At 66.6% G+C, this 24,381-nt stretch carries 22 protein-coding genes and 3 pseudogenes; 17 read left to right on the forward strand and 8 right to left on the reverse strand.

Annotated elements, in window-relative coordinates:
* From EPO51_RS04530 to EPO51_RS04545, 4 genes are read left to right on the forward strand one after another with little or no spacing between them, the layout of a single operon-like run.
* The gene (locus EPO51_RS04530) at nucleotides 1–888 is read left to right on the forward strand and encodes a ribose-phosphate diphosphokinase (RefSeq protein ID WP_293346439.1); all 888 of its coding nucleotides are present in this window, start codon (nucleotides 1–3) and stop codon (nucleotides 886–888) included.
* Complete coding sequence (locus tag EPO51_RS04535; RefSeq protein ID WP_293346442.1) at nucleotides 881–1,105, forward strand: MgtC/SapB family protein; 225 nt, start codon at nucleotides 881–883, stop codon at nucleotides 1,103–1,105. The genes EPO51_RS04530 and EPO51_RS04535 overlap by 8 nt, the downstream gene beginning before the upstream one ends.
* Nucleotides 1,084–1,488 carry an SRPBCC family protein gene (locus EPO51_RS04540; RefSeq protein ID WP_293346445.1) on the forward strand — a complete coding sequence of 135 codons (405 nt, stop codon included), beginning with the start codon at nucleotides 1,084–1,086 and terminating at the stop codon, nucleotides 1,486–1,488. Before EPO51_RS04535 ends, EPO51_RS04540 begins: the two co-directional genes overlap by 22 nt.
* Nucleotides 1,489–1,547: 59 nt before the next feature.
* The gene (locus tag EPO51_RS04545) at nucleotides 1,548–1,766 is read left to right on the forward strand and encodes a hypothetical protein (protein WP_293346448.1); all 219 of its coding nucleotides are present in this window, start codon (nucleotides 1,548–1,550) and stop codon (nucleotides 1,764–1,766) included.
* Here EPO51_RS04545 and EPO51_RS04550 read toward each other — a convergent pair.
* Nucleotides 1,763–1,970 (reverse strand): annotated as a pseudogene (locus tag EPO51_RS04550) (hypothetical protein); the annotation flags it as partial. The gene EPO51_RS04545 and the pseudogene EPO51_RS04550 sit on opposite strands and share 4 nt — an antisense overlap.
* A gap of 31 nt (nucleotides 1,971–2,001) precedes the next feature.
* Here EPO51_RS04550 and EPO51_RS04555 point away from each other — a divergent pair.
* A pseudogene (locus tag EPO51_RS04555) lies at nucleotides 2,002–2,573 on the forward strand (OBAP family protein).
* 457 nt (nucleotides 2,574–3,030) lie between these two features.
* Here EPO51_RS04555 and EPO51_RS04560 read toward each other — a convergent pair.
* Entirely contained in the window at nucleotides 3,031–3,951 is a 921-nt protein-coding gene (locus EPO51_RS04560) for a hypothetical protein (protein ID WP_293346451.1), read from the reverse strand.
* Between the two features lie 562 nt (nucleotides 3,952–4,513).
* Entirely contained in the window at nucleotides 4,514–5,389 is an 876-nt protein-coding gene (locus tag EPO51_RS04565) for an alpha/beta fold hydrolase (protein WP_293346454.1), read from the reverse strand.
* Between the two features lie 161 nt (nucleotides 5,390–5,550).
* On the opposite strand from EPO51_RS04565, the gene EPO51_RS04570 reads away from it, so the two are divergent.
* Genes EPO51_RS04570 through EPO51_RS04580 form a run of 3 tightly spaced genes read left to right on the forward strand, consistent with a single transcriptional unit; the run spans nucleotide 5,551 to nucleotide 8,009 of the window.
* A complete protein-coding gene (locus EPO51_RS04570) occupies nucleotides 5,551–6,360 on the forward strand; it encodes an enoyl-CoA hydratase-related protein (RefSeq protein WP_293346457.1) in 810 nt (269 codons plus the stop codon).
* A gap of 45 nt (nucleotides 6,361–6,405) precedes the next feature.
* Nucleotides 6,406–7,548 carry an NAD(P)H-dependent flavin oxidoreductase gene (locus tag EPO51_RS04575; protein ID WP_293346460.1) on the forward strand — a complete coding sequence of 381 codons (1,143 nt, stop codon included), beginning with the start codon at nucleotides 6,406–6,408 and terminating at the stop codon, nucleotides 7,546–7,548.
* Nucleotides 7,549–7,565: 17 nt separating this feature from the next.
* Nucleotides 7,566–8,009, forward strand: a complete 444-nt coding sequence (locus EPO51_RS04580) for a PaaI family thioesterase (RefSeq protein WP_257836385.1) — start codon at nucleotides 7,566–7,568, stop codon at nucleotides 8,007–8,009.
* Nucleotides 8,010–8,025: 16 nt separating this feature from the next.
* Here EPO51_RS04580 and EPO51_RS04585 read toward each other — a convergent pair whose 3' ends face one another.
* Genes EPO51_RS04585 through EPO51_RS04600 form a run of 4 tightly spaced genes read right to left on the reverse strand, consistent with a single transcriptional unit; the run spans nucleotide 8,026 to nucleotide 12,335 of the window.
* Nucleotides 8,026–8,808 (reverse strand): IclR family transcriptional regulator, encoded by a 783-nt coding sequence (locus EPO51_RS04585; protein WP_293346470.1) that lies wholly within the window; start codon nucleotides 8,806–8,808, stop codon nucleotides 8,026–8,028.
* Nucleotides 8,809–8,831: 23 nt separating this feature from the next.
* Nucleotides 8,832–10,874 (reverse strand): NADPH-dependent 2,4-dienoyl-CoA reductase, encoded by a 2,043-nt coding sequence (locus EPO51_RS04590; protein WP_293346473.1) that lies wholly within the window; start codon nucleotides 10,872–10,874, stop codon nucleotides 8,832–8,834.
* A gap of 7 nt (nucleotides 10,875–10,881) precedes the next feature.
* Nucleotides 10,882–11,730 (reverse strand): MaoC/PaaZ C-terminal domain-containing protein, encoded by an 849-nt coding sequence (locus EPO51_RS04595; protein ID WP_293346476.1) that lies wholly within the window; start codon nucleotides 11,728–11,730, stop codon nucleotides 10,882–10,884.
* Complete coding sequence (locus tag EPO51_RS04600) at nucleotides 11,727–12,335, reverse strand: carboxymuconolactone decarboxylase family protein (RefSeq protein ID WP_257836388.1); 609 nt, start codon at nucleotides 12,333–12,335, stop codon at nucleotides 11,727–11,729. Before EPO51_RS04600 ends, EPO51_RS04595 begins: the two co-directional genes overlap by 4 nt.
* Before the next feature lie 198 nt (nucleotides 12,336–12,533).
* Between EPO51_RS04600 and EPO51_RS04605 the strand changes: the two genes are divergently transcribed.
* From EPO51_RS04605 to EPO51_RS04645, 9 genes are all read left to right on the forward strand, one after another.
* Nucleotides 12,534–13,574 (forward strand): zinc-dependent alcohol dehydrogenase, encoded by a 1,041-nt coding sequence (locus EPO51_RS04605; protein WP_293346481.1) that lies wholly within the window; start codon nucleotides 12,534–12,536, stop codon nucleotides 13,572–13,574.
* Nucleotides 13,575–13,635: 61 nt separating this feature from the next.
* Nucleotides 13,636–14,802, forward strand: a complete 1,167-nt coding sequence (locus EPO51_RS04610; protein WP_293346484.1) for a thiolase C-terminal domain-containing protein — start codon at nucleotides 13,636–13,638, stop codon at nucleotides 14,800–14,802.
* The gene (locus tag EPO51_RS04615; protein WP_293346487.1) at nucleotides 14,802–15,251 is read left to right on the forward strand and encodes a Zn-ribbon domain-containing OB-fold protein; all 450 of its coding nucleotides are present in this window, start codon (nucleotides 14,802–14,804) and stop codon (nucleotides 15,249–15,251) included. Before EPO51_RS04610 ends, EPO51_RS04615 begins: the two co-directional genes overlap by 1 nt.
* Before the next feature lie 34 nt (nucleotides 15,252–15,285).
* Entirely contained in the window at nucleotides 15,286–16,491 is a 1,206-nt protein-coding gene (locus EPO51_RS04620) for an acyl-CoA dehydrogenase family protein (protein ID WP_293346490.1), read from the forward strand.
* Complete coding sequence (locus EPO51_RS04625) at nucleotides 16,491–17,579, forward strand: acyl-CoA dehydrogenase family protein (RefSeq protein ID WP_293346493.1); 1,089 nt, start codon at nucleotides 16,491–16,493, stop codon at nucleotides 17,577–17,579. The genes EPO51_RS04620 and EPO51_RS04625 overlap by 1 nt, the downstream gene beginning before the upstream one ends.
* Before the next feature lie 12 nt (nucleotides 17,580–17,591).
* Nucleotides 17,592–19,202: an acyl-CoA synthetase gene (locus tag EPO51_RS04630; RefSeq protein WP_293346496.1), complete on the forward strand. Its 1,611-nt coding sequence runs from the start codon at nucleotides 17,592–17,594 to the stop codon at nucleotides 19,200–19,202.
* A gap of 4 nt (nucleotides 19,203–19,206) precedes the next feature.
* The gene (locus EPO51_RS04635) at nucleotides 19,207–20,865 is read left to right on the forward strand and encodes a flavin-containing monooxygenase (protein ID WP_293346499.1); all 1,659 of its coding nucleotides are present in this window, start codon (nucleotides 19,207–19,209) and stop codon (nucleotides 20,863–20,865) included.
* 30 nt (nucleotides 20,866–20,895) lie between these two features.
* Nucleotides 20,896–22,164, forward strand: coding sequence for a cytochrome P450 (locus tag EPO51_RS04640; protein WP_293346502.1), 1,269 nt, complete (start codon nucleotides 20,896–20,898; stop codon nucleotides 22,162–22,164).
* Between the two features lie 427 nt (nucleotides 22,165–22,591).
* Nucleotides 22,592–23,827, forward strand: coding sequence for a cytochrome P450 (locus EPO51_RS04645; protein WP_293346505.1), 1,236 nt, complete (start codon nucleotides 22,592–22,594; stop codon nucleotides 23,825–23,827).
* A gap of 159 nt (nucleotides 23,828–23,986) precedes the next feature.
* Here EPO51_RS04645 and EPO51_RS28130 read toward each other — a convergent pair.
* A pseudogene (locus tag EPO51_RS28130) lies at nucleotides 23,987–24,222 on the reverse strand (IS481 family transposase); the annotation flags it as partial.
* Nucleotides 24,223–24,381: the final 159 nt, after the last annotated feature.

The raw sequence follows: 24,381 nt of genomic DNA on the forward strand, positions 1-24,381 counted from the left end.
ATGCGCCTGGTCTTCGCCCTGCCCGGCAACGAGGCCTTCGCCGCCAGGCTCGCCCAGGAGGCTGGCGCGGAGCTGGGCGAGCTTGAGACCCGCCAGTTCCCCGACGGGGAGCACTATGTCCGCCTGCGCACCGATCCGGCCGGTCGCCAGGTCGACATGGTGTGCAGCCTTGTGCGCGCCGACAGCGTGATCCTGACGCTGCTGTTCGCCGCCGCGGCGGCGCGGGCGCAGGGGGCGGCGAAGGTGACGCTCGTCGCGCCCTACCTCGGCTACATGCGCCAGGACACACAGTTCAAGGCGGGCGAGGCGGTGACCTCGGCCACCTTCGCGCGTCTGGTCTCCGGCGCGTTCGACCGGCTGGTCACGGTGGATCCCCACCTCCACCGGCACAAGGCGCTGGACGAGATCTACGACATCCCCTGCGTGACGCTCCATGCGGCCGGACTGCTGGGCGCGTGGATCCGCGCCGAGGCGCCCAACGCCCTGGTGATCGGGCCGGATAGCGAGAGTGCGCAATGGGCCGCGGAGGTTGCCACGGTCGCGGACGCGCCCGTGGTGGTCCTGCAGAAGCAGCGCCTGGGCGACCGGAAGGTGCGGATCACCTTCCCGGACCTGTCGGCGTTCGCCGGGCGCCAGCCGGTGCTGATCGACGACATCGCCTCTTCGGGGCGAACCCTCGCGGCGGCGGCCCGGGAACTCCTGGCGCGCGGCTTTGCGGCCCCCCTCTGCGTCGTGGTCCACCCGGTGTTCGGCGGCGACGCCTTCGCGGAGGTCGCCCACGTGACGGCGCGCGTCGTCTCGACGGACGCCGTGCCGCACGAGACGAACCTGATCTTCCTGGCCCCCCTCGTCGCGGCCGCCCTGAAGGCGGAGGCCGGCGATGTCTGACTTGGAGGTGGTGTTCCGCATTCTGGCCGCCGCTGCGGTCGGGTTCCTGATCGGGCTCGAGCGGTCGCGGCGGATCCGGTTCGTCGGGGCCCGCACCTTCGCCCTGATCGCCACCGTCGGCGCCATGGCCGGGGTCGTCGCCATGCGCCTTCATAGCGAGGACGCGCGGGTGATCAGCACCGCTTGGCCGAGCACATGGGGGGTCCCTCGGCGATGATGGGCGGCGGTCGGATGACCTATGCCTTCGACGCCCAGCGCGGCCAGGCGGTGGGATCCCATATCCGGATGGGCGGGGAGGCGTTCGGCCTCCGTCTCTTCGTGGATGAAGTCGTCACCGTCCGCGATCCGCCGCGCCGCAAGGTCTGGCGTACGACCGGGGAGCCCAGGCTCATCATCATCGGCGCCTACGAGATGGGGTTCGAGATCGCCGAGGAGGGCGCGGGCTCGCGCCTGCGCGTCTGGATCGACTACGCCCTCCCGGACCGCGGGTGGGCCCGGCGCGCGCCCGCGCTCGCCGGCCTCTACGCGCGCTGGTGCGTGAACAGGATGGTGTCCGACGCCGTCCGGCACTTCAGGTCTGCGGGCGCGCGGGCGGCATGAACGGAGGGACGCCGGGGATGGGACGGCCAGCGACACGGCGGCCTTTGCGGCGAAGGACGGTGCTCTGCGCGGCGCTCTGGCTGGGACTGGCCGGTTGCTCGCGGGCGCCGGCGCGCGCGCCGTCCGACACGGCCGCCGCCGCCGGCGCCTCCGACGAGATGGGCGAACCCCACGACCAGTCCGCCTTCGCGAAGGACCCGACGGAGACCCATCTCATGTCGCCGGACGAACCGGACATGCATCCGCAGCCAGAGGCCGCCCCGGCCGAACCCCGCTAGAGTTTCACGCCCTTCAGGCGCAAGGGCGTTGCTGACCACGCTGACGCTGGAGAGCGCCATGGCCGCCGCCGCGATGGCGGGCGAGAGCAGCCACCCGAACATCGGATAGAGCACGCCCGCGGCCACGGGCACGCCGGCGGCGTTGGAGACGAAGGCGAAGAACAGGTTCTGGCGGATGTTGCGCATGACGGCGCGGGACAGCTTCCACCCGATGAAGCAGGAACCGGCGCACCAGATGGAGGCGCATCACTTCTGCAAGCAGGTGAACGAGGACTTCGCCCAGTGCGTCCTGTTCGACGGCAACACCTCGGCCGCCAACATGACCGGCGTCGAGTACATCATTTCCGAGAAGTCTTCGAGACCCTGCCGACTGGCGAGCGGCAGTACTGGCACCCCCACAACGGCGAGATCCTCAGCGGCCAGCTCGTCGCGCCCGGTCTTCCCGGCGTGGCGGAGAAGGAGCTGATGAAGGGCAAGATGAACAGCTACGATAAGACTTGGCACACTTGGGCCGCCGCCAAGGGCGAGAAGGTCCCGATGGGAACGCCGATGCTGGCCTGGTCCTTCAACCGCGACGGCGAGGGGGAGCCGGGCCTCGTAGCGAAGCGCGACAAGACGCTCGGCATCATCACCGCCGATGTGCGGCAATCCCGCCAGGACATGGTGTCGCTCGCCAAACCGCAGGAGGGTGTCGACAGCCTCAAGGGCAAGTTCGGCCGGCCAACCACGGACATTCCCGGGGTGACGGCCAAATTGCCGCGGAGAGACGGCCCCAGCTCAGCCCGGCCGGTGACACCCGTCGGGTGAGGCGTCCGCCAGCCGGCATCTGAAGCGGCCCGCGGCTCCCCGGTTCCGACGCCGCGCTGCGGTGAAGGATCATGCCTGGACCCGACGCCCCCGCTGACCCTTTGGCCGCAGTTGCCCCTGCGACCGCAATCAGGCGCCGACGCCTGGCGTTCGTCGCGAGACGAGCCTCATACCCACAATTCAGCCCACCGGACGGGGCCCAGGCGAGGCCCGCCCTATGCTGCCAGGACGCAAACATGATCTGCGCCTCGTTGAACTTGCTCCTCTTCACGGCCATCCGCGCAAAGGTGACGGACTCTCGCTCAAACCGGGGAATCAGGACGGCGGCACGTCAATGTCACCTCGGTTCTTCAGCCTTCGCCGCCGCGAGACGGGTGAACCAGATGCGCCGAACTCGCTGCGGGAATCTGTTCATGTTCCGCGAGTTGCGCGGCGCCCCGGAATTGTAGCCCCGCCCTCAGAGCGTCCCGCGTATCGGCGGTGTTGCTCTGCCAAGGGGCGATACATCGGCGCAAGCGACCGGGACGGTGAGCGCTGCGAGCCGAGTATACAGGCGCTTGAGATTATCCAGGTTTCGGTCAGCCAGGTGGACGACAGCGGGTCTCTCAAGCGCCGCGTCCGGAACAACGGCCCCGCCGCAGGCCCAGGCACAGGAGCCTCTCGCAATAAGGCCGTGGAGGCGGCGCCGCACCGTCTCTGCGGAAATTCCCAGCCGCCGGGCTACCAAGGCCGCAGTCACGGGTTTCCGATCGGCCTCTGCACCGGAGCATGCCGCGCGGTGATCGTGCTCTGTGTTCGACCGAAAAACCTCAAGCCAGATCGCCGCGTCCACCGCGTCTCCGACCGCCTCAGTCGCCAGCGCCACGATGCGCAGGAGGTATTCGGACGAGAGGCGGGCGGCGGCGCGCAACGGGAGGGGCTCAGCCAGCGGGGGCGCCGTCAATTCAGGCAGGACGCCCCACTCTGCGAGGATCGTATGAAGCTCCGAGAGCTTTCGATACGCCGCCTCCAGCGTCTCGCGATGTCCCGGCAGCGCGAGGCGTCGTGCGGGCACCACGAGACCGTCCGGAGAATTGCGGCACACGCCAAGCAGCGCCAGTCGATTCACCCGCCGGCGCACCGTCTCGAACGGGAGCCTGAGAGACTGCGCAAGCGCGTTGATGCGGATTGGCCGGCGGAGCTCATCTGGCGGCACGGCACGGTAGGTCGCATAGGCGGCCTGCAAAGCGGAGTTTCGCATCAGCGCCTCGACGTTCGCCTGGGTGACGGTGGTCACGATCAAGGCGTCGGTCAGGTCCATCGGCTGACGACCGGTCTGAACCTGATCCAGCAGGAAGCCCGTGGTGATGCTCAATATGCTTTTTGCTTCCACCGCCACGCGTGCCCCCCTTCCGCATGGCTTTTTCCGAAGAGTGATAATCTTGTACGCGGCCCAGTGCTGCAGGGAGTGTCGATATTAAGAAGGGTAGGCAACCAGCAACTCCAACCAAGTCATAATTGTATGTTACATTATGATGCGGATTCTGTTCGAGTCGGAGCATGATCAGTTTCGAACAACAATGCCGCACCTTTCCCCGACCCGTGGGCTTGGGTCCCGCAGAGGGTGTGCGCTGGGCTCTCGTCACCGTGCCGGGCGTGGGTCTCTTGGCGAGCTGGCTGCCTTTCGTCGCGTCCAGAAAGCTCAAGGCCGCAATAGTGAGTTGACCCTAAGGCCGGGCAAGAGGCTTGCGGCGACATCGGCGTGGGGTCGGCGGCGTCCGGACGGGCGCTGCCAGGTCGGAGACCGTCGCGCGAACATCAGAGTTGCGGGTCAGGATGAAAGCGCGCGCCGCCCCTTCGCGACCCCGGGGCAATGTGTCCGCAGGTCGTCGAGCACCTCGTAACGATCGGTTCTGAACCTCGGACGGAGAGGCGTCTGGGCGAAGATGCTCGGCAACGCCTCAGCCGTCGTTGACTTGCGTCTGCCGGTCCAGCTCCTCAAGAAATCCGACCGCAGCGGTGAGAAAGGCGTCGTTGCGATCGCCCGCCACCATGTGCGACGCGCCCGCGACATCGGTGAACCTTGCGTTGGGAAGCTGCGCGACGAAGGTCTCCGCCGCTTCCCGAGAAACCAGTTCGCTCAGCCGGCCCCGGATGAGATGCACCGGAAGCGTCAACGCGGGCAATCGGGCTTGGAACGCGTCGGCATCCCGCAAGGATCGGCCGCGATGGACGCCGGAGACAAAGCCGGGGTCCCAATGCCAGCGGAGCCGACCGTCGTCCCCCTGCCGCAGGTTCTTGGCCAGTCCAGAGAGATCCGCTGGCCGCGGACGGTGAGGCAGATAGGCCGCAATGACCTCAGCGGCCTCTTCGAGGCTGCCAAATCCTTGGGCGACATGGGCGCTCATGAACTCCATGACCTTGGCGGCCCCGTTCGGGTCCATGCTCGGAACGATGTCGACCAGGGTGATCGAGCTGAAGCCGCCGGGCGCGATCTCGGCCTCCGCGTACAGTCCAGCGAGCCCGCCGAGCGACGCGCCGATCAGCGCCGGACGGCCACCCATCGCGCGCGCGACCTCCGCGAGATCTCCCGCGAACCGCTCAATCCCATAGTCGCCCGTCGGTGACCAGCCGCTGTCGCCATGGCCGCGGAGGTCGAGGGTGACCACTTCCCAGCCCCGATCCGCAAGCGCCGCCGCGGTCTTCGCCCAGGCATGCCGAGTCTGGCCGCCGCCGTGCGCCATGAGGACGGAGCCGCGCCTCGGCTGACCATACCGGTCTGCGGCGAGGTCCAGACCGTCGCTGCTTCTGAAGACAGCTGGGCTCGGTTCATTCATAGGTGGTTCTCACGTTTGCGCATGCCCCGACAGCTTCGCGGGTCGACAAGGTGCGCGAGCAGCCCCTAGCCAACAAGAGCGCCATATCCCGCTTTGCGTCCTGCAGCTAGCTAGCGTAGCATGAACGTGCCATCAGAAAACACATATGTGTCGGAGCATGCATGGGCGAGGTCGTCAATTTCGAGCGGCGCAGACACGTGGCGATCGTCACGCTCAATCGCCCCGAGGCGCTCAACGCCATCTCACCCGAGATGCTCGTTCGCCTGGCCGAGGCCTGGACCCGGGTGCGAGACGACCAGGAGATCCGCGTCGCCGTCGTGACCGGCGCCGGCGACAGGGCGTTCTGTTCAGGGGCCGACCTGGGAAGGTTCATCCCCCTGATGAGCCGCGCTCGCCCGCCCGAAGACGAGTGGGACCGACGTGTCCTGGCGGACCGGGACATGCTCGGCACAGGGCTTCTGCGGACCTTCGATGTGGTCAAGCCGGTGATCGCGGCGATCAACGGCCATGCGATCGCGGGCGGCATGGAACTCGCCCAAGGCACGGACCTTCGTGTCGCGTCCGACACGGCCAAACTCGGCGTGCAGGAGGTCAAATGGGCCATTTTTCCCGGGGGCGGCTCGACCGTGCGGTTACCACGCCAGGTTCCATATGCGCGCGCCATGGAGTTGTTGCTGACCGGCGACCTGATCACCGCCGCGGAGGCGCTTGAGTGGGGCTTCCTTAACCGGGTTGTGCCGCAGGGCGAAGTCCTGCCCGCCGCGCTCGAACTGGCCGAGCGCATCGCGGCGAACGGCCCGATCGCTGTGCAGGCGATCCGCCGGTCCGCCCGAGCCTGTCTGGGGCGCCCAGAAGCCGACGCCATGCAGATCGAGTCCGAAATGGCGGCGCCAGTCTTTCGCACCGAGGATGCGCGGGAGGGTCCGCTCGCCTTCATGCAGAAGCGTAGACCTGTCTTCAACGGCCGTTGATCCTCCACCCCGGCCATCGCCCGTTCGCAAAAGGACCCCCAAAACATGGCGTTGCACAGCCGCATCTGCGAAGTCTTCGGCATCAAGTATCCGATCGTCCTGGCCGGCATGGGCGGCGCCAGCGTGCCCCGTCTGGCGGCGGCCGTCTCGAACGCCGGGGGCCTGGGCGTCCTCGGGGCCGCGGCTTGCGCGCCGGAGGAGCTGCGCGCCTGGATCCGCGAGGTGAGATCCCTCACCGATAAGCCCTTCGGCGTCGACACCTTGCTGCCGGCCTCGGTGCGCCGCGACGTCGCAGATGCGGCGGCGGTCTCCGGCGACCGCGCCAAGCCGTCCTCGATGGAGCTGATCGGCGACTACCGGGCCTTCGCGGCGGATTTCATGCGCGCGGAAGGCCTTGAGCAGGTGGCGCGCGCGCGCGAACCCGCGAACGGCGAGGCGCACGGCGGCCCAGCGTTTTTCTCGAAGGAGTTCTTCGAGGCGCAGATGGAGGTGGTGGTCGAGGAGAAGGTCCCGGTCTATGCGGCCGGGTTGGGAAATCCCGGCCCCTGGATGGATCGGCTGAAGGCCAACGGCACCAAGGTGATGGCGGTGATCGGCTCAGTAAAACACGCGCTGCAGGTCGCTGCCTCCGGCATCGATGTCGTCGTCGCCCAGGGCCATGACGGAGGCGGGCACAATTCGCCAATCGGAACCATGGCGCTGATCCCCCAGGTCGTCGACGCCATGGCCGGCCGGATGCCGGTGCTCGGGGCCGGCGGGATCACCGATGGCCGTGGCGTGGCCGCCGCCATGATGCTGGGCGCCGAGGGCGCCTGGGTCGGCACCGCGTTCCTGGCCACCGAAGAGGCCGGGATCCAGCAGTTCCAGAAGGAAGTCCTGGTGGAGTACGGCGACGGAGACACGGTGGTGTCGAAGTCGGTCACCGGCAAGCCGGCGCGGATCATCCGCAACAAATGGGCGCAGGCTTGGGTCGATGCCGACAAGCAACCCCTGCCGATGCCATTCCAGTCGATGATCGCAGGACCCGTGCTGGCCGCCGCGACCCGCGACCAGCGCAAGGACATCGCCCCGGGATTCGCCGGCCAGGGCATCGGTTTGATCAAGGCGATCCGCCCGGCGCGAGAGGTCCTGGAGGATCTCGTCAGCGGGGCGGAGCAGGCTCTGTCCCGAGCCGACCGTTTCCGCTGAAGCTGAAAGGAACATCGATGGTCCCGCGCAGAATGCCTGAATTCCACGCCGAGATGGTCGAGGGCTTCATGGCCTCGAGCAATCGGATGACCGGTCTGCCGGAGTTCCTCGGCCTGAAGATCACGGGCATGGAGCCGGGCCGATTGACTGCGGAGATGGCCGTTGACCCCAAGCTGCTCACCGGCTTCGGCAACATGCACGGGGGCGTCCTGTCGGCGGCCTGCGACCATGTGTTGGGATGCGTCTGCTATCCACACATGGAGAAGGGCCAATGGGCGGCCACCACGGAATTCAAGATCAATCTTCTGGCCCCGGTCAGTCGCGGGACGGTCACGGCGCACGCGGAGATCATCTCGATGACCAAGCAGACCGCGGTCGTCCGGATCGAGATGGAGAATGAGGGTCGGCTCTGCTGTTCGGCGCAAGGCACTGTCCTGATCCAGAACCCCCGGCCCGCCTGACACCGCCCGGCGTCGGTCAAGCGGTCTTCTCAATCAAGCTACGGGCCGGCTCGCCAAGGTGGCCCAGGGCGCCGCGCATGATCCGGAGCAGTTCGGGGCGCCGCCCCCGGAAGAGGTCCTTCGGGGCGGCCAGGCCCAGCGCCAGGGGCCGCGCTGGGGGACCGATCGCGAGCGGAATGGCCAGCATCGCCGCCTGAGGATTCACCAGTCCGGAGTTGAACGCGTGTCCGCGCGCGGCGACCTGGGCCACCTCCGCGGCGACATCCTGCGGGCGCGGCGCGACCTCGTCGCCGTCCCAGACCGCGAGCGCCTCGGCGATCAACTGCGCCCGGCGATCCGGGGTCTCCATCGCCAGCAGCGCGCTCCCGAGAGTCGAACGGGCAAGGCAGCGCCGCGTCCCGGCCTTGACGTGGTACCGGATCGGCGTCGTGCCCTCGATCACGCGCACATACTGGCAATAGCCGCCGCTCGCCGCGCCCAGCACCACGGTCATCTGGGTTTGCTCCGCGATCTCGCGCATCTGTTGCTGGATGCGCCGCAGCGGAAGGATCTCGTCCCCGACCCAGTGCCCAAGCAGTGACACCCGGATGGAAGGGAAGAAGGTCTTGTCTTCGGCGGAAAATTCCAGATAGCCGAGGTCGGCGAGGCTGCGGAGTAGCGCGCCGGTGCTGGAATGGGGATAGCCTAGCGCCACGGCCACGTCTTGGATATGCGCGGGCCGGCGCACTTCGTCGAAATATTCGAAGATCTCCAGCGTCCGGGCCGCGGATTTGACGATGGACGGATCGGGCTTCGGCATGCTTTCAGATCCTGGGCGCCCGCTCAGATCGCGAGCGCCGCCCGGGTTCCTTCCTCAATGGCCCGCACCGCATCCAGCCCGGCTGCGTCGCGAGCGCCCCCAACCAGGGAATACGGCATCTGCTTCGCCGCAAGCGCCGGGACGATTCCCGCCTGTGGCTCCTGGCCGATGCATAACACGAAGGTGTCGGCCACGATCAACCTTGGGACGCCGCCCACCGTGACATGGAGGCCCTCCGGGCTGAGATGGCCATAGTCGACCTCTCCGGTCATGGCCACGCCCCGCCGCACGACCTCCTGGATGTTGGCCCAGCCCCGCGTCTTGCTCAGGCCCGCGCCGAACGCCGACCCCGGTTTGCGCTGGAAGAGTGTGATCTGTCGGGGCGAGGGCCAGGTCTTGGGAGGGGGTCGCAGGGCGCCGCGCTCGGTGAAGGCGGTGTCGATCCCCCATTCCTGGGAGAAGCCCTCGATGTCCGGAGCGGCGGGATCGCCTGTTCCGGTCGGGTGCGCCAGGAGCTGGGCCACATCGAAGCCGATGCCACCTGCGCCCAAAATCGCCACGGTGTCGCCCGCCAGTTCCGGCGTTTCAATCGCCTGTGCGTAGGTGAGAACACGAGGGTCATCCACACCGACCGAGTCCAGCGTTCGCGGTTCAACGCCGGTGGCCAGGATGACATGATCATATGCGGCGGCGATCAGTTCCTGCGGATCCACAAGTACTCCCAACCGCACGTCGACCCCGAGCTCTGACAGCCGCGCGCCGTAATATCCGATAGTTTCGGCGTAATCCTCCTTCCCCGGGATGCGGCTCGCGAGGTTGAATTGGCCGCCGATCTGGTCTGACCTCTCGAACAGAGTGACCTTGTGGCCCCGCTCCGCACCTGTCACCGCCGCAGCCAGGCCTGCGGGTCCCGCGCCAACAACCGCGATACGCTTGGGTTCGATCGGCGCTGCGACATCGCCGAATTCGGCCTCCCGGCAGGCGGCGGGATTGACCATGCAGGTCGTGAGCTTGCCGGTGAAGGCGTTGTCCAGACAGGCCTGATTGCAGCCGATGCATACATTGATCGCGGCGCGTCGCCCGGCCCGGGCCTTGGCGACGAAGTCGGGATCGGACAGAAAGGGCCGCGCCATCGAAACCATGTCGGCCTTGCCGTCTGCGATAAGACGGTCGGCGAGTTCCGGCGTGTTTATCCGGTTCGATGCGATGACCGGAACGTTGAGGTGCGACCTGAGCTGCGCCACCGCCCAGGCAAAGGCCCCGCGGGGCACCATGTGGGCGATGGTAGGGATCCGCGCCTCGTGCCAGCCGACCCCGGTGTTGACCAGGTTCGCGCCGGCAGCCGCGACAGCCTTGGCTTGATTGACCACCTCGTCGAAGGTGCTGCCACCCTCCACAAGGTCGAGCAGCGACTGTCGGTAGACGAGAATGAACCGCTCGCCGCAGCGGGCGCGAACCGCCCGGACGATCTCGGCAGGCAGCCGCTGGCGATTGGACGCCGAGCCACCCCAGTTGTCGGTGCGCTGATTGGTGCGCGGCGCCAGGAACTGGTTGAGAAGGTAGCCTTCAGACCCCATGATTTCGACCCCGTCGTAGCCAGCCTCCTTGGCGAGCATCGCGGCGCTCGCAAAATCCTCGATCGTCTCGAAAATCTCATCCTCGCTCATCTCGCGTGGCGCCAACGGGTTGATCCTCGAGGCGATCCCCGAGGGGGCGACCAGACCCTCATGGCGCGCGTAGCGGCCAGCGTGCAGGAGCTGCAGCACAACCAGTCCGCCGGCGAGATGGACCGCCGACGCAATCCGGCCGTGGTCTGCCACGACGGCTTCGCTCATCACGGCGCCGTTCCTGCCGAGGCGGCCTGCCGCATTGGGCGATACGCCGCCTGTCACGATCAACCCCGCGCCGCCTTCAGCCCTCCGCGCAAAGAACCGAGCCTGGCGGTCGTATCCATCCGACGCCTCTTCGAGCCCGGTATGCATCGAGCCCATCAAGGTACGGTTGGGAAGGGTGACGAAACCCAGGTCCTGCGGCGACAACAGATGCGGATAGCGCGAAATGTCCATGCTGCGCCTAGACTGCGAAGCTTGCCCTGGATTGAGACAGCACGATACGGCCGTCTCCTGTCTCGCCCTGAATGATCGCCTCACCGTCGCCCGTGCGCCAGATCTTGGTGACGATCGTATCGCCATACTCCACCCGATCGGCGAAGCGGCCCTGGAACGCGCGGAACGCGGCAGGATCGTCGGCGCAGAGTTCTCGCAGGACGGCTCGGCCGACAATGCCGTAGGTGCAGAGCCCATGCATGAAGGGCGCGTCGAAGCCACCCATTTTTGCGAACGCCGGATCGATGTGGATCGGATTGCGGTCGCCGGAGAGCCGGTAGATCGCGCCCTGTTCCGGGCGCGTGTCGAAGCGGGCCACGATGTCCGGCGCCCGGTCGGGAAGGGTGTCGCCATCGCCCGCCGAGGGGCCGCGCTCGCCACCGAAGCCGCCGGCGCCGCGGACAAATAGCGTTGCGTGCGTCCGGAAGAGGTCACCGTCGGCGTCGCGACCCAGACTCTCCACGCCCAGCACAGCGGCTTTCCCCTTGTCCCAGACCTCGGTGATCCGGCCGGTCACCTCGACGGTTCCGTCCGGCGGAAGCGGCCGGAACAGCTCGATGGCCTGCTCGCCGTGCAAGAGCATTTCGAGGCGCATCTCGACAGCGCGCATCATGCCGCCCAGCGCTGTTCCGCCCGGAATGACCGCGTAGGTCGGAAGAACCTTCGGGCCCCGGCCTTCGTAGATGAAGTCCAGGTCCGCAGCCGGCCTCGCTCCGACGCCCAGGGCATAGAGCATCGTGTCCTTCGAAGACCAGGTCTCGGTGGAGACGGGAAACTCGAGCCCGACGAGATCGGGCGAGATCGGGTGGCGTGTCATGGGGCCTCGCGCGTTGGGGATGGCTGGCTCAAAGGCTGCGGCGCCCTGCCATCCGGCGGCCACGCTTCGACGCCCTCCTCCAAAGGAATCCGCAGACTCTTGAGGAGCTGAGAAAACATGGTCCAGTTGCCGATGGCGACCACCAGCTCGATCCGCTCGGCGTCCGTCGCCAGGTGGCGGCAGCAGGTTTCCCAGGTCGCGTCGTCGATCATGCCTCTATCGAGGGTGTCGTCGGTGGCCTGCAGCACCGCCCGGTCGGCCTCGGTGAGGTTCGGCGCGCCCTGCCAGTCCCGCGTTGCGGCCAGGTCGGCTTCAGGAATCTCGAGGCCACGGGCCACGCGCCAGTGCTGGGTCCATTCATAGACCGAGCCGGTCCGCCAGCCGATCCGCATGATGATCAGCTCGCGCAGTCTCGCATCGAGCCTGTTGCCGCGGAAAAGCAGCGTGGTGAGGGTCGAGGCCAGTTCCTCAGCGACGTCAGGATGCCGCAGCAAGACCCGGAAGACGCTGAGCGGCGCCATCTGCTCGGATACGCCCGCGGCGCTTGCCGCGGCTTTCGCCTGGGCCAGACTGAGAAGATCGACCCTCGCTCCACTGGCGGCCATCGCGTTCAATCCCTGTCAGGAGACGGTGTGCGGCAATCCGCAGATCGTCAGCCTGCACCCTCCGATCGCTCATTGCCATAACAGATATGAGTTGACTACGACAGATACGTGTTACGATTGTGGGTGCGAAGTGGAGTTCCGCCCGTGATCCCGGCTACGACATTTGCGATGGTTCAAACGGCGCCGCGCCGCTTGGAGATGCGCGATCTTCCGGTCCCCGAGATCGAAGCCGACAGCGCGATCCTTCGCATCGAGGCCTGCGGGATCTGCGGCAGCGACTACGAGCAGTTCGAAGGTGTGCTGAAAACGCCGATGCCGGTCATCCCCGGACATGAGCCGGTGGGGATCATTGAAGCCATCGGCGACAAGGCTGCCCGCCGATGGGGGGTCGATGTCGGCGACCGGGTGGCCGTCGAGACCATGCTGTCCTGCCACAGCTGCGACACCTGCCTCGGGGGCCGCTATCACCTTTGCGCTGACCGCCAGATCTACTCTTACATCCCGCTCACCAACCAGCCCGGCCTCTGGGGCGCGTACGCCCAGTACATGTACCTGGCGCCCAACACGATCGTACACCGGATGGACAAGTCCTTGCCGGCCGAGCTCGCCGTGATGTTCAACCCGCTGGGCGCAGGTTTCCGCTGGGCTGTGGAGATTCCTCAGACTCAGGTGGGCGACACGGTGGTCATCCTCGGCCCCGGGCAAAGGGGCCTCGCCAGCGTCATCGCCGCCCGTCAGGCCGGGGCGGGGAAGATCATCGTCACAGGCATGGCTGCGGATGCGCGGAAACTCGACCTGGCCCGGACTTTCGGGGCGCATCACACCATCGACGTTCAGAACGAGAACGCCATCGAACGCATCAAGGAACTGACCGGCGGCCGGGGCGCCGACGTGGTCGTTGAGGTGACGTCCTACGCCACCGACCCGGTACGCGAGGCCCTGAGCTATGTGCGCGCCGGCGGGACGATCGTCCTGGCCGGGGTGAAAGGGTTCAAACCCATACCGGACTTCGTCTCCGACCTGATCGTCTTCAAGGAAATCACCATCAAGGGGGCGATCGGTGTCACCTCATCGGGGTATCGCAAGGCCATCGACCTGATCGAAGCGCGGTCGCTGCCCCTTGAGCTGATGCACACTCACGACTTCGCGTTGGAGGACGCGGAGCTGGCCATCCGGACGCTCGCGCGCCAGGTGGACGGCGATGAGTCCATCCATTCCTGCCTGATCCCGCCCATCTAGCCCACCCGTGACATATCGCACCGCGGGACGCCGAAGAGGCGCCCGGAAACCCGGAGGAACCGTGAGCTTCAGCGACAAGGCGGCGATCGTCGGCATCGGTGAGACGGAGTATGTCAAGGGGTCCGAACGCACCGCCGTGGACCTCATGCTGGAGGCGGCGCGCAAGGCCATCGCCGACGCCGGGCTGCGGCCATCGGACATCGACGGCATGGTGCCGCCGCCGATCTACACCACCTCCGAGGAGCTGGCCGCGAACCTGGGCGTCGATGTGCTCCGTTACGCCTCGACGGTCCACATGGGCGGGGCGAGCCCGACAACGGCGCTTCAGAACGCAGCCATGGCCGTGGCCGCCGGCATTGCTGACAATGTGCTCGTGGTGCTGGGCTGGAACGGCTACTCCGCGCTCCGCCCCAAGCCAGGCCGGCCGCCGCAGCGGGCCATGAACATGAACACCCTGACCCGCACCATCCAGGGCTTCTACATGCCCTATGGCGTGATGATGCCGGCGCAGATGTATTCCTGGATCGCGACGCGCCACCAGCAACTCTACGGCGTGCCCGACCAAGCGATGGGGGAAGTCGCCCTGGCCTGCCGGGCCCACGCCCAGCTGAACCCGAACGCCATGACCTACGGCCGGCCGCTGGACATGGAAGAGTACCTGAACGCGCGGTGGATCTCCGAACCCTTCCGTCTTTACGACTGCTGTCTCGAGACAGACGGCGCCTGCGCGGTCGTCGTCACCAGCGCCGAACGGGCTCGAGACATGCCGCACCGACCGGTGCTGATCGCCGGCGCGGCCGAAGGCCATCCCTATCCCGCCGACGACATTCCTTCCCGTCCCGACATGCTGAAGATCGGTCTCGCCTACGCCGCGCCGCGGGCGTTCGAGATGGCCGGCGTCTCGGCCCGGGACATGGACTTCCTGCAGGTCTACGACTGCTTCACCTATGTGGTCCTCCTGCAGCTTGAAGCGCTGGGGTTCAGCGAGCCCGGCGCCATCCATGACTTCGTGAAGGATGGTCAAATCCAGCTGGGTGGCCGCTATCCCCTGAACACCCACGGGGGGCTCCTCAGCGAAGCGCATGTCTGGGGCCTCAATCACGTCCTCGAAGCGGTCAGGCAGCTGCGTGGCGACGCCGGCCCGCGTCAGGTTCCCGGCGCCAAATTGGGCCTGGTCACCGGCTGGGGCGATCTTGGCGACGGCAGCCTGGCGATCCTGAGGACCTGATGGCGATGCAACCCCCCACCGTTCCCGCGCCGCTTCCGCGCACCCAGGACCCGATGGACGAGGCGTTCTGGCAGCAATGCCAGGATGGTCGCCTGCGCTTTCAGAGGTGCGACCATTGTCGAGCCTGGCGGTTCCTGCCGCGGTACATGTGCGCCCAATGTGGGTCACCCGACTTCGCCTGGACCCCGGTCCGGGGAACCGGCAGCCTGTACTCCTGGACCATCACCCACCAGGCGCTACATCCCGCCTTCGCCGCGGACATCCCCTACATCGCCGCCCTGGTGGAGCTCGACGAGGGCGTGCGGATGGCGACTCGATTGCTGAACTGCGACCGCAGCGCGCTCCAGCTCGGCCTTCGCGTCGAATTGGTCTTCCAAGTGATCGGGGATGGCTTCCAGCTGCCTTGTTTCCAGCCCCTGGGGACGCTCGCGGCCAGCAAGGCGGCCTGATGGCCACCCGTAGGCCCAGCATGAGGACCCGCCGATGGACCTGACCTACAGTCCCGAGCACCAGGCCTTCCGACAGGAGGTTCTCGACTTTCTGGACGCGCATCGCGACGCGGCGCCCAAGGGGCGCGGGGGCGCGCAGCGTCCGTCCCCAGAAGCGGTGGCCTGGCAGAAGTTGCTGATCGAGCACGGCTACGCCGCGCGGACCATCCCCAAGGAGTATGGCGGCTTTGGCGCCGCGCCGGATATCCTGAAGTCGCGGATCATCGGCGAGGCGTTCACCTATGCGGGGGTTCCGCCCGGACTGCAGAACCAGGGCATCTCGATGCTGGTTCCGACCCTGCTGGAGTTGGGGACCGAGGACCAGAAGCGGCAATGGATCGGACCGACGATCCGAGGCGAAGTCATCTGGTGCCAAGGCTATTCCGAACCGGGCTCGGGCTCGGATCTCGCCAGCCTCCAGACGCGCGCGATCGAGGACGGGGATGACTTCGTCATCAACGGCCAGAAGATCTGGACCAGCACCGCGCGCGAGGCGGACATGATCTTCTGTCTGGTCCGCACCGAGCCGGACAAGGCCAAGCACGACGGGATCAGCTACCTCATCTTTTCGATGGAGACGCCGGGCATCGAGGTTCGGCCGCTCGTGACCATGACGGGGCGGGCGGAGTTCAACGAGACGTTCTTCACCGACGTCAGGGTTCCGAAGTCGCAGATCGTCGGAAAGCGCGGACAGGGCTGGATCGTGGCCAACACGACGCTGAAGCACGAGCGCGGAATGCTGGGCGATCCCGGTCAGCTGGAGTCCCGGTTCCAGGCGCTTGTCGAGCTGATGCGGACCGAGACCGCGGGCGGCGCGGCGATCATGGACAATCCCGTTCTGCGCGACCGCCTGGTGCGGCTACAGGCCGAGATCGCCGCCATGAAATTCAACGGGCTGCGCGTGCTCAGCGCGTCGGCCAACGGCGGGGAGGCCGGGCTGGCGCGGCTGGTCGTCAAGTTGCAGGCCTGCGAACTGGCCCACCAGATCTCCGCCCTGGGCATCGACGCCCTGGGCGAACTGGGTGTGCTCTACGATGAGGCGCCGCACCTGCGAGATCACGGCGCCTGGCAGCAAAACTACATGTTCCAGCTCGGCTTGATCATCGGCGGCGGCACTGCCCAAATCCAGAAGAACATCATCGCCGAGCGCGGGCTCGGCATGCCGCGCGAGCCGAAGCTCGCGGCGGAGGGAGCCCGCTGATGGAGTTCGGGCTCTCGAGCGAGCAGCGCATGCTGCAGGACAGCGTCGCGCGGTATCTGGCCGACGCCTGCCCGATGCAGCACGTTCGCGATACCGCGGCCGGGCCGCAGGTCGTGAGCGCCACGCTCAAGGCGGGCCTGGCCGGCCTTGGCGTCCCCGGCATCCTGATCCCCGCCGAGTACGGCGGCATGGGCCTTGGCCTCCTGGAAGCCGCCCTGGTCGCCGAGGCGCTGGGGCATCGGGTCGCCCCAGCGCATTTCACGGGCGCGCACGTCATGGCGCCCCTGGCCATCATGAGCGGGGGATCGGCGGGTCAGCAACAGACTTGGCTGCCGAGGCTCGCCAAAGGCGAGGCGACGGCGGCCGTCGCAGTGACGGAATCGATCCTGAGCCGCGACGGCGCCGGCGTCCGGGCCAAGAACGGGCGCCTTGAGGGCGCCGCTCTCTTTGTTCTCGATGCGGCCGACGCCGAGGTCATCGTCGTAGCCGACGAAACCGGGCGCCAGCACCTGGTCGCGGCGGATGCGGTCGGCGTTGAGTTGATCGCCCTCCCGACGATCGACAGGACGCGGTCTGTGGGCGAGCTGCGCCTGTCCGGCGTGGCGGCCGAGCCGCTGCCGGGAAGCGGACCCGAGACGACCCGCCGGATCGTCGACGCGGGACGCGTCATGCTGGCCGCCGACACCCTGGGCGCGGGCGCCGCGATGATCGAACAGGCCGTGGCGTACGCCGGACAGCGCCGGCAGTTCGGGCGGCCGATCGGATCCTTCCAGGCGGTGAAGCACATGTGCGCCGAGATGGCGGCGGCTCTGGAGCCGTCCCGGTCGCTCGTCTGGTACGCGGCCCACGCGTTCGACCATATGCCGGATGAGGCGCCTCTGATGGCCTGCCATGCCAAATCGCATCTCTCAGAGGTCGGCCGGCTCGTCGCCCGGACGTCGACGGAGGTGCACGGGGGCATGGGATTCACCGACCTCGCCGGGCTGCACTACTGGTTCAAGCGGATCGGCCTCGATCGCCAGCTGCTTGGCGGCCCCGAAACCGTGCGCGACGAAGCCGCGCGGCTGCAGGGCTGGATCGCGGCGTAGGAGGACCTGAGCATGGCTTGGAATTTCGGCGAAATCCTCGATGCGCTTCCGCGGGTCGTCCCGCCGGAGGCGCCCGCCTTCATTCACGGCGATCGCGTCGTGACGTGGGGGGAAACCACCCGCCGTTCAAACAACTTGGCCAGGGCAATGTTGGCGCGCGGCGCGAGGCCGGGTGACAAGGTGGCCTTCTACATGCGCAACCGGCCGGAATATGGCGAGGCCCTGGCCGCCTGTTTCAAGGGCCGGCTGACGCATGTGAACGTCAACTACCGCTACAAGCCCGACGAGGTGTTCTACATCTTCGACGACTCGGACGCTCAGACCGTGATCTACGGATCGGAGTTTCGCGACACGGTCCTGCAACTCAAGGACCGGCTGTCCAAGGTCGTGACGTTCATCGAAGTTGGCGACGAGGGCGACCGGCCGCCCTTCGCGGAATCCTACGAGAGCCTGGCCACAGTCGGTGACGGCGCGCCGCTCGGCATCGAGCGATCCTCCGACGACCTGCTGTTCATCTATACCGGCGGCACGACGGGCATGCCCAAGGGCGTGATGTGGCGCCATGACGACTTGCGAGAAGCGCAACTCGACGCGCTGCGCCGGCTGGGCCCGGCGCCCGAATCCCTTGAGGCGCACCTGGATTCGATCCGCGCCGTCGGTCCGGGAAGTCGGACCCTGCCAGCTTGTCCTATGATGCACGGAACCGGTCTCATCACGGCGATTGGATGCATGATGGGCGGCGGGTGCGTCGTGACCCTGCAGAGCCCCTCGTTCGACGCTGGCGAACTCTGGTCGGTTGTGGCGCGCCGGAAGGTGCAATCGATCGCCATCGTCGGAGACGCCTTCGCCAAGCCGATGTTGCAGGCCCTCGACGCGAACCCGGGCCGTTTCGACACCTCGAGCCTCGTCTCGATGGTGTCGTCCGGCGTGATGTGGAGCCGCGAGGTGAAGGCCGGTCTGCTGCGCCATATTCCGCAAGTCGCGCTGATGGATTCCTTCGGCGCTTCAGAGGCGCTTGGCTTCGGCTCCTCAGCCATGACCAAGGACGGTGAGGTCAGGACGGCGTCGTTCCAGATCGGTCCCCGGTGCAAGGTTTTCGACGAGGACGAGAACCTTGTGGAGCCCGGCAGTGGCAAGGCCGGGATCATTGCCATCGGCGGCCCGATTCCTCTCGGCTACTACAGGGATCCGGAAAAGACCGCCAAGACCTTCCGAACCATAGGCGGCCAGCGATATTCGATCCCAGGGGACTGGTGCACGGTAGAGGCCGATGGCGCCATGACGCTCCTGGGGCGCGGTAGCGCCTGCATCAACACCGCCGGCGAGAAGGTCTATCCCGAAGAAGTGGAAGAGGCGCTGAAGACCCACGCGGCGATTGAGGACGCGCTGGTGGTCGGCGTGCCCGACGACAAATGGGGCCAGGCCGTGACCGGCGTGGTGGCGGTGGCGAGCGGCGCCGCGTTCGACGAGGACGATGTGCGCCGCCACGTGCGCGCCAGCCTGGCCGGCTACAAGACCCCCAAGCGCATCTTGGTGACCCGGGTGCCTCTCAGGGCCTCGAACGGCAAGGCCGACTACAAGACGGTCACGGATTTCGCGCGGCGCGACCTGGGACTGGCGTGAGGTCATGACAACCCAATCTGGCATCCCGTCCGAAACCCAAGCCGCCGAGGCGTTCGACATCCTGGTGGTCGGCGCGGGGTTCACCGGTCTCTACCAGCTCCATCGCCTGCGCCAGCTGGGGTTCTCGGTGCGGCTGCTCGAGGCCGGCGCCGACCTGGGCGGCATTTGGTACTGGAACTGCTATCCTGGCGCCCGCGTCGACACCCACGTCCCGATGTACGAGTTCTCCAGCGAGGACCTCTGGCGCGACTGGACCTGGACCGAGCGGTTCCCGGCCTGGGACGAGCTTCGTCGCTATTTTCGTTACGTCGATCAGAAGCTCGATCTGAGCCGCGACATCCGATTCAACACCCGCGTTGAAGCCGCTGAATTCAACGAAGGCCGGCAGCAGTGGACCGTGAGGACGCAGGACGGTGGCGCTGTGCGGGCGCAGTTCCTGGTGCTTTGCACGGGGTTCGCCGCCAAGCCCTATGTTCCCGAGCTCAAGGGTCTGGAGCAGTTCAAGGGCGCCAAGCACCACACCGCCTGGTGGCCGCAGAACGGCCTGGACTTGACCGCCAAACGCGTGGGCGTGATCGGCACTGGCGCCAGCGGCGTGCAGGTGGTGCAGGAAGCCGCGGCCGTGGCCGCCGAGCTGACGGTTTTCCAGCGCACGCCGATTCTGGCGCTGGCGATGCAGCAATGCGCGCTGGACGAGGCGACCCAGGTCGAGATGAAACGGGATTACCCCGCCCGGTTCGCGCGGCGGCGAGAGAGCTTCGGGGGCTTCGACTTCCACGCGAGCGGGAAGTCTGCGCTCGAGGTCTCGCCGGAAGAGCGGCAGGCCATCTATGAGGCGAGCTGGGCCGCGGGTGGTTTCAGCTTCTGGGCCTCGACCTTCTACGACGTAATGATGAACCTGGAGGCCAATCGTACAGCCTACGACTTCTGGCGCGCAAAGGTGCAGGCGCGCATCCGGGATCCGAAGCTGGCGGAGCAGCTAGCGCCCCGGGAGCCGCCGCACCCCTTCGGGGTCAAGCGCCCGTCCCTGGAGCAGACCTACTACGACGTCTTCAACCAGGACAATGTGCGCCTCGTGGATCTGAAGGCCACCCCGATCCTGGAGATCACCCCAGGCGGCGTGAGGACGGCAGACGGCGAGTACGACCTCGACATCCTGGTCCTGGCCACCGGCTTCGATGCGGTCACCGGCGGGCTCACGCAGATCGACATCCGCGGCGTCGACGGGGTGACGCTGAAGGACAAGTGGGCGCAGGGCGCGCGGACCCACCTGGGTATGGCGAGCGCCGGCTTCCCCAACCTGTTGTTCCTCTACGGGCCCCAGAGCCCCTCGGGCTTCTGCAACGGTCCCACCTGCGCCGAGCTGCAGGGCGACTGGGTGCTCGAATTCCTGAAACACATGCGCGACGCGGGCGTGAGCCGGTTCGAGGCGACCCCCGCCGCCGAACAGACGTGGAAGGACCATGTTGAGGCCGTTGGCGCCATGACGCTCTTTCCCCTGGCTGACTCTTGGTACATGGGAGCCAACATACCCGGCAAGCCACGGGAACTGCTGAATTATCCCGGCGGCGTGCCGATGTACCTGCAGATGTGCCAGGCGAGCGCCGCCAACGGTTACGAGGGATTTTTGCTTAGAACGACGACAACTCATGCGTCGGCTTGATCGACGAGTGAACGAGCCATGGAGACTTCGATGAGCGACGGTTCGATCGATCTGAGGGCCGAGGCCCGCGCAAAAGCCTACGCAATGCCGTTGGAGGACATCAATCTCGCCGACACCGAGTTATGGCGCACCGATACGGCGTGGCCGTATTTGGAGCGGCTGCGCAAGGAGGACCCGGTCCATCTGCATCCGGCTCACCACCACCCGGACGGCGCGTTTTGGTCGATCACCCGCTACGCCGACATCATGGCCGTCGACACCAACCACGAGGTGTTTTCGTCCGAGCCGTCGATCACCATCTTCGATCCCAAGGAAGACTTCACGCTTCCGATGTTCATCGCGATGGACCCGCCGAAGCATGACGTCCAGCGCAAGACCGTCAGCCCGATCGTGTCGCCGGCCAACCTTCACCTGATGGAGCCGTTGATCCGCAGCCGTATCGCGAAAACCCTGGACGAACTGCCGATCGGCGAGACCTTCGACTGGGTCGATCGGGTCTCCATCGAACTCACCACCCAGATGCTGGCCACGCTGTTCGACTTCCCGTGGGATGAACGGCGCAAGCTGACCCGCTGGTCAGATATCGCCACCGCGGGACCTGACTCGGGCCTATTCGTCACGGATGACTTTGAGACCGAGCGCAGAATGGAGCTCTTCGGCTGTGTGGATTATTTCACGCGGCTCTGGAACGAGCGGGTCAACGCCCCGCCCAAGGGCGATCTGATCTCGATGCTGGCCCACGGTGAGGCCACGCGAAACATGGACCGCATGGAGTACCTCGGAAACCTGCTCCTGTTGATCATCGGCGGCAATGACACCACCCGCAATACGATGACCGGCTCGATCCTGGCCATGAACCAGAACCCCGAACAGCTACGGAAACTGCAGGCGAACCCAGACCTGATCCCCTCCATGGTTTCGGAGACCATCCGCTGGCAGACACCGCTGTCGAACATGAGGCGCACCGCCACCCGGGACTTCGAGATTGGCGGCAAGCTCATCAAGAAGGGTGACAAGGTGCTCATCTGGTATGCCTCGGGCAATCGGGACGAGACGGCGATCGACAATCCAGACGCCTACATCATCGACCGGGAGCGGCCTCGCAACCATCTGTCGTTCGGGTTCGGCATCCACCGCTGCGTCGGCAATCGCCTGGCCGAGCTGCAGTTGCGCATTCTTTGGGAGGAAATCCTGCCGCGGTTTGCAGAGATCCGGGTCGTCGAAGAGCCCCGCCGTGTGCCGTCGGTGCTAATCCGGGGCTATTCTTCGATGCCCGTGGTCATTCCGCACCGCCATTGAGCATGCCCTGGCGGCCGAAAGGCGGGCGTCAGAGAGTTGAGACGCAGGCGAGGAAGAACCACTCGAGCGGCGCGCTTCCCAACGGGTGCTCAGCTTCTCCTGAAGGCTCCCTCGTTTGGTCGTTTCGCTCGATCTTTGCGGCGTCGCTCATCGAAATCTACAACACATATATGTTAGTTCGCGCCATAAACCTGCTAACATGGCTGGCGCAGCAACGAGAGGCGATCGTTGGGCCTGCCCGTTCGGCCGGCTGGTGTGGCGGGGCCGCCGCCGCGACTGCGTCGTTAGGGTGGGACATGTCGGTGACCGAGCCACGCAGGGTCGCGTTCAAGACAGCCGATGGCCTTGACCTGGTCGCCGACCGCTTCGGTCGGCCCGCGCGCGGTTCCGGACTTCCTCAAACACCTCGCCCTGGAGACGCAGACACATGACCGCTGACCGGCTGCCCAACATCTTCGAACTCACGCCGATGGACGCGAAGTTTCGGGACGATCCGCATCAGGTACTCGACAACCTGAGGTCGCAGTGCCCGGTCTACCGCGAGGAAACCGCGGGGACTTACTTTCTGACGCGCTACGCCGATGTCCGTGCGACCGTCTCAGACCTTGAGATGTGGCGAGATCCGCTTCGCGCCGAAGAGGCGGCTGTCTTCCAGCGCCGGATGCTGGAGAATGCCGTGCCGGGCGAGACACGCGGCGAGACCACCAGCATCCTCAGTCTCGACAACCCCGACCATGCCCGCATCCGCCAGCCCTTGGCTCGCGCGCTCTATGCCCGGGTGGCGAAGGGGCGGCCGAACGTGGAGCGCATCGTCAATGTCGCCCTGGACCGCCTCGCTCACGAGCCGACTTTCGACCTGATGCCGGACTTCTGCGTGCCGATCCCAATCGATGTCATCGCTGCGATTCTCGGTGTGGATCATGAACGACTGAGCGAGTTTCGGGACTGGTCCGAGGGGGTCATTCAGGGTCTCAACCCATTCCGGACGGCCGCTCAGACCGAGCATTTGGAACGGGCCCGACCGGCGCTCGCAGACTATTTTACCGAGATGCTCGCGCTTCGTCGGAAGCACCCGCAGGATGACCTCTTCAGCGACATGACCGGGCTTCAGGCCGAAGGTCTGCCGGTCAGCGACGCCGAACTTCGCATAAACCTTTCGGCGCTGCTGGTGGGCGGCAACCTCACGACAACGGATTTGATCGGCAACGCGGTACGCCTGCTGCTGACCCATCCGGATGAGTTGGCCAAGCTTCGGGCCGACCCGGGCATCATCAACGCGGTCGTCGAGGAGGTGCTTCGGTACGACCCCCCGGTGGACATAACCAGCCGGATCGCCTCAAGGGACATCGAAGTCGGCGGCTGCCCGATCAAAGCCAGCCAATCGATGCTCGTCTCGCTGCGCGGGGCCAACCGTGATCCGGAGATGTTCTCGGATCCGCACCGCTTCGACGTGAGCCGCAAGCACCATCCGCACCTCGCATTCGGCGGCGGCGCCCACATCTGCATCGGCGCGCCGCTGGCCCGCATGGAGGCGCAGGTCGCCATTCTGCGCCTGTTCAATCGGTTCCCGGACCTTCGCCTCAGCGATCCCGAAGAAGCCCCGGCGTGGCGCACGCTGCCATTCTTCCGCGGGCTGCAGCATCTCAGGGTGAATGCGCGTTAGGGGCCCAAGGTCATTGCCGAGCGGCGTTCAAAGGTTCGATCAGCCCCGAACGGCCATTGCAATAATCTCACGATAGTGTGGCGAGCGCCGCGTCAAGCAGACCAAGTGCTTCTCCGGGCGAGCTGGCTGGAGACAAGTTGCCGTTGAACTGCCTCCACCGCCACGCTCGCAGGTCTTGAACCGCTTGCGCTTCTCGATCGGCAGCCGGGAGATGCCGTGGCGCTGGAAGCAGCGGTGCAGGGCGCTGCGGCTGAGCTTGGGGACGGTGTCCGTCAGGCAGCCCAGCACATCATCGAGCGGCAGGAGCGTCTTCTGGCGAGAGGCCACCACGATAGCCTCCCGGCTGGCGTTGGAACGGCGCTCTTCGGCGCCCTGGTGACCGTCAGCGCATCGCTGTCGTGGTCCCGGAGTGGGCCTTTCCGTAAGATCGGCGCCAAAAGTGACGCTAAGGAAGTTATGTGATTTCAATATGTTACGCCGGTAAACGGGGGACAAATTATTGATTAATAACGACATTCAGCTTTTCTGAGCCAGGCCCGCCGACCGGCGCGGGC

The sequence above is a fragment of the Phenylobacterium sp. genome (genome assembly GCF_004297125.1).
In the GTDB taxonomy this organism is placed as follows: domain Bacteria; phylum Pseudomonadota; class Alphaproteobacteria; order Caulobacterales; family Caulobacteraceae; genus Phenylobacterium.

Bases quoted from the DNA above. Each gene is read 5' to 3' on its own strand.
- EPO51_RS04530 (WP_293346439.1), top strand. From the start codon at position 1: ATGCGCCTGGTCTTCGCCCTGCCCGGCAACGAGGCCTTCGCCGCCAGG.
- EPO51_RS04535 (WP_293346442.1), top strand. From the start codon at position 881: ATGTCTGACTTGGAGGTGGTGTTCCGCATTCTGGCCGCCGCTGCGGTC.
- EPO51_RS04540 (WP_293346445.1), top strand. From the start codon at position 1,084: ATGGGGGGTCCCTCGGCGATGATGGGCGGCGGTCGGATGACCTATGCC.
- EPO51_RS04565 (WP_293346454.1), bottom strand. From the start codon at position 5,389: ATGAATGAACCGAGCCCAGCTGTCTTCAGAAGCAGCGACGGTCTGGAC.
- EPO51_RS04570 (WP_293346457.1), top strand. From the start codon at position 5,551: ATGGGCGAGGTCGTCAATTTCGAGCGGCGCAGACACGTGGCGATCGTC.
- EPO51_RS04575 (WP_293346460.1), top strand. From the start codon at position 6,406: ATGGCGTTGCACAGCCGCATCTGCGAAGTCTTCGGCATCAAGTATCCG.
- EPO51_RS04580 (WP_257836385.1), top strand. From the start codon at position 7,566: ATGGTCCCGCGCAGAATGCCTGAATTCCACGCCGAGATGGTCGAGGGC.
- EPO51_RS04585 (WP_293346470.1), bottom strand. From the start codon at position 8,808: ATGCCGAAGCCCGATCCGTCCATCGTCAAATCCGCGGCCCGGACGCTG.
- EPO51_RS04590 (WP_293346473.1), bottom strand. From the start codon at position 10,874: ATGGACATTTCGCGCTATCCGCATCTGTTGTCGCCGCAGGACCTGGGT.
- EPO51_RS04595 (WP_293346476.1), bottom strand. From the start codon at position 11,730: ATGACACGCCACCCGATCTCGCCCGATCTCGTCGGGCTCGAGTTTCCC.
- EPO51_RS04600 (WP_257836388.1), bottom strand. From the start codon at position 12,335: ATGGCCGCCAGTGGAGCGAGGGTCGATCTTCTCAGTCTGGCCCAGGCG.
- EPO51_RS04605 (WP_293346481.1), top strand. From the start codon at position 12,534: ATGCGCGATCTTCCGGTCCCCGAGATCGAAGCCGACAGCGCGATCCTT.
- EPO51_RS04615 (WP_293346487.1), top strand. From the start codon at position 14,802: ATGGCGATGCAACCCCCCACCGTTCCCGCGCCGCTTCCGCGCACCCAG.
- EPO51_RS04620 (WP_293346490.1), top strand. From the start codon at position 15,286: ATGGACCTGACCTACAGTCCCGAGCACCAGGCCTTCCGACAGGAGGTT.
- EPO51_RS04625 (WP_293346493.1), top strand. From the start codon at position 16,491: ATGGAGTTCGGGCTCTCGAGCGAGCAGCGCATGCTGCAGGACAGCGTC.
- EPO51_RS04630 (WP_293346496.1), top strand. From the start codon at position 17,592: ATGGCTTGGAATTTCGGCGAAATCCTCGATGCGCTTCCGCGGGTCGTC.
- EPO51_RS04635 (WP_293346499.1), top strand. From the start codon at position 19,207: ATGACAACCCAATCTGGCATCCCGTCCGAAACCCAAGCCGCCGAGGCG.
- EPO51_RS04640 (WP_293346502.1), top strand. From the start codon at position 20,896: ATGAGCGACGGTTCGATCGATCTGAGGGCCGAGGCCCGCGCAAAAGCC.
- EPO51_RS04645 (WP_293346505.1), top strand. From the start codon at position 22,592: ATGACCGCTGACCGGCTGCCCAACATCTTCGAACTCACGCCGATGGAC.